The following is a 4,001-nucleotide window of genomic DNA, read 5'->3' as shown; positions in this document are numbered from 1 at the left end:
TGCATGCCCAATTCTCCTTTAACTGACTACCAGCTCCTCAAACATCTCTTTCTTCGAATTAAACAAGGGATGAAATCCTACGAATTCATGAGCTTGAGTGAGGAAAACGAATTATATTGAGGGAGTTATAACGAACAAACAAATTATAATAATTAAAACCGGTACTGAAATCTGTAATTTCTTATTTTTCATGGCCAATGCCCCTTATTTAAATATCTATCTATAAAATCGACATAATAGGGGGAATATTTTAAGTTTTTTAGTTTAATCAAAGAAAAATTCCTCATGTTATGGAGTACAACTGTACTATCCTGCAGGCTTCTTTTTTCCTAATAGCAAGGAGTTATTTAATGACTAATACGCAATGGCTGTAGTAACCTACTTGGGTTGACAAGATCTTATTTAAAACAGATACTAATATTAATCGAATAACTTTAGAATGCGAAGCACGCAATTAAGCCATAGGCTTATTGCGTGCTTTTTTTTCTGTAATTCGTCCACAACAAACTTAAGGAGGACTGTAAATGGAGAATAAATGAGTCTAACTGATTTCCAGAAAATCTGATGATTGAACTAATCTGATTTGATCTATTTATCAGGATATGTATGCGTCGCTTTTAGCTAGAAGGATACAATAATTTAATTGCTGCTAAGGAAGGCAGCCAATTTAACGAATAGGTAAAAAGGAGAATATAGGGTGAAAAAGTACTTTAACGTTATCCTTGTGAGCGGGTTAATATTTAATCTTCTTCCAACGGATGCCTTTGGATCTGCTGGTAATATACCTACCATAACAGCCGCCTATCAGAATAATGATCATGCACGGATTGAATGGGCCGTAGATATGGCTGATTCAGATATAATAGCTCAATCTGGCTTTGAACCAGGTGAGACTTATAACTTACTTGCCGGTGGAACTGGAACAAATGGAGGGCAGTCTGTAACAACTGAAGATAAGTTTTCTGGTAATCAATCATTGAAAGTTGTAAATACACATCAAAATGCAAATGGCTATTGGTATCCAGATACCTGGTCAGACACATCCAGATTTGCACTTGGACGAACATATGGTATTCCTAAAGGCGCTCAACTTTCCGTCACCTATAAAGCGAGGACTAATGTTACTGGTAGTTACATTAATCCGATCTTTGCTGGAGGAATAGGTAAAAATACGTACCCAATTCACACTTTAAGCTATTATACATTCATTAAAAATCCGGTAAAATTCACTTCTAAAGCTACAATGTATACTACGTCTTTCAGCGTAGATAACATTGAAGAGTTTAATCAACAATTCATGGCCATAAAAAACAGCGGGGGGAGGATGTGGATTGCTGCTAAAAAATCCAATAATTACGGGATCCCCGCGGCATATGTTGAAAGCGTAGATGTAGCAACCAAAACGGTAAAGCTTTATGAGGGCACACCAATGCAAGGCGATTTCAGTGTCGGAGATGATGTACTTTTAGCCCATTGGATTGATATGTATCCAGGTTCTAGAACCTTAATACCTGATAATCAATGGCACACCTACAATGCAAACGTCAGTGTAGCTTCCCATTCAGATCATGAATTTGAAACCAATGGTTTGGAGACATTGGTTAACACAACAACACCTGGGATTATGTATATCGATGACATTAAGTTTGGTTTTGCTACAGAGACAGAATTACTACGAGATGGAACATCTGTTTATCGTGGGTATCTCTCTGATTATGAGGATTATGGTGCAGTAGACAAGGTTGCTCCAAGCCAGCCGAACAATGTAACGGTAGCGTTAGGGGTAGATCGAAGGCCAGTGATAAGCTGGAATCCATCTACGGATCATGGATCAACGTACAATTACCAGATTAAAGCCTATCCTAGATATTCTAGTCCTTCACTTTCATCAACCACACCAGTGACAGTAACATCCGGAATTAAGGGATATAGCATTGTAATAGATCAGAATCCTAATACCATACCTGGGCCGAGTATCACAACAACAAGCACCAGTTATACGGGTCCAACTGCAGCAGACGGCAATTTTTATGTCCACATTGCAGCAGTAGATAACAAAAATAATACTTCGAATGTAGTACATATACCATATATGGACACCGTAGATCCAAGATTAAATATCACATCTAATAATGAATCATGGACATCCGAGTCCGTTCAATTGACTGCGGTGGCGAGTGATGGTGAAACCGGAGTTAAGCGGATTAAGCTTCCGGACGGAACTTGGGTCAATCATGCAACAGCCAGTTACTCCGTGACTCAAAATGGAACGTTCACCTTTGTGGCTGAAGATAATGCAGGTAATCAGACCGAGTCTAACTATACGGTCAGCAATATCGATAACACAGCTCCGACCATTCAGATTACACCACAGAGCAGATCTTGGTCGGAAGAGGATATTCAGATTAAGATTCAGTATGAAGATGCTCAATCGGGAATTAATCCGAATAAACGGCAGTATAAAGTTACGACTTCTCCTGAAGAACCTACCGATTGGGATCAAGCCTCCGAAAATGAACAGCTGCTAACCATCCAGAATGAAGGCACCTGGTATATTCATGCGAAGGCTACCGATCGAGTAGGGCATGAAACAACGATAACGACCGAACGACTTCAGCTGCAGGAACAGCCAGCAGCTCCTGACCTGCAGGCCTATGGCATTGCTGAAAACAGTGCCACATTGGAATGGACTGTACCTGCTGCATCAACGTATACAGAGGGGTATCGATATACGGTTCAAAATCTAACGACAGGCCAAAGTTGGGAAGTCGAGCATCCAGTCAACTCCTTCGTCGATTCGTCCTTACGTGGCGGGAACACCTATCAATACCAGGTGGTTGTAACGAACCATGTCGGGCAAAGCCTAAGTAATCCAGTCGAAATCACAACCTTGCCAGAAAAACCATCGAGTGTGCAGGTAAGCAAGGATGGACGAGCTGCCGATCGAGCACTGGTGAATATATCTCCTGTCGATTCAGCGAGCAGTTACCGAATAGTAGCAACGGACACAGTGACACAAAAAGAGGCGTTCAATCAGACCGTTACCGACACAGTATATCAGCCTATCAATAACTTGAGACCAGGAAGCACTTATGATATCGCCGTATCCGCTATCAATGTGACGGGCGAAGGAGAATCCGCTCATATCGGATTCTTAACGCTCCCCGATACACCAGCCGGTTTTAGCGGATTGGAGATTACAGAGCATACGATCTCCCTGTTATGGAATAGTGTAAACACCGCGACCTATTATGCTCTTGAAAGAGATGAGCAGCTGATCTATGGAGGGCCGGAGGCATCTTACTTCGATACAGGTCTAGAGTCAGGCACATCATACGATTACCGAGTCGCTGCAGAGAATGAAACCGGCTTTGGGGAGTACGCCACATTAGACGATGTTATTACCTTGCCGGCAAGGGTGGAGGCCATCCGCAGCATCGCTTCTACCACCTCAGACATTTCTTTCGAATGGGATGCAGTTCAAGGGGCAGACAGTTATCTTCTTACCATCAACGGAGAAGGAGACATCCGCTTACCCGCAGAGACCCAGCAGTTCACGGCTTCAGGCCTGGCATCTGGCGGCACCTATGAAATCCAAGTGACAGCGAGTAACCGAAGCGGATCCGGACAATCCAACTCTATTGTTCTCTCCACGCTGCCTGACGCGCCATCAGAAGTGCTTGTCCAAGAAATAGGAGAGCAAGAAGCGACAGTGTGGATACCAGAAGTACAGGGAGCCACAAAGTATCTCCTGTCTGTAAACGGAAGAACCTATGAAACATCAAGCGGTGAGATTGTCATCACGGGGCTCAGTGGCGGACAAAATTATCCCTTTACGGTAGCAGCCGGGAATATGGCCGGTTATGGCGCCGCGACAAGCGGAGAGTTCCTAACGCTGCCTTACATGCCGAATAACGTACAGGCTGAGTCTACCGATCATTCAATCGAGATGTCTTGGGATGCAGTGCCATCGGCTACATCATATGTAGTTTATGACAGCC

Annotated in this window: 1 protein-coding gene; it reads left to right on the top strand. The window is 43.0% G+C overall.

Going from position 1 to position 4,001, the window contains the following annotated elements:
* Nucleotides 1-697 precede the first annotated feature (697 nt).
* The coding region (locus tag ACFQ3J_RS26980; protein ID WP_379294422.1) for a fibronectin type III domain-containing protein at nucleotides 698-4,001 on the top strand (3,304 nt) is incomplete at its 3' end.

Source organism: Paenibacillus provencensis, assembly GCF_042678545.1.
GTDB lineage: Bacteria > Bacillota > Bacilli > Paenibacillales > Paenibacillaceae > Paenibacillus > Paenibacillus provencensis.
This window is presented reverse-complemented; position numbering and strand designations above follow the sequence as displayed.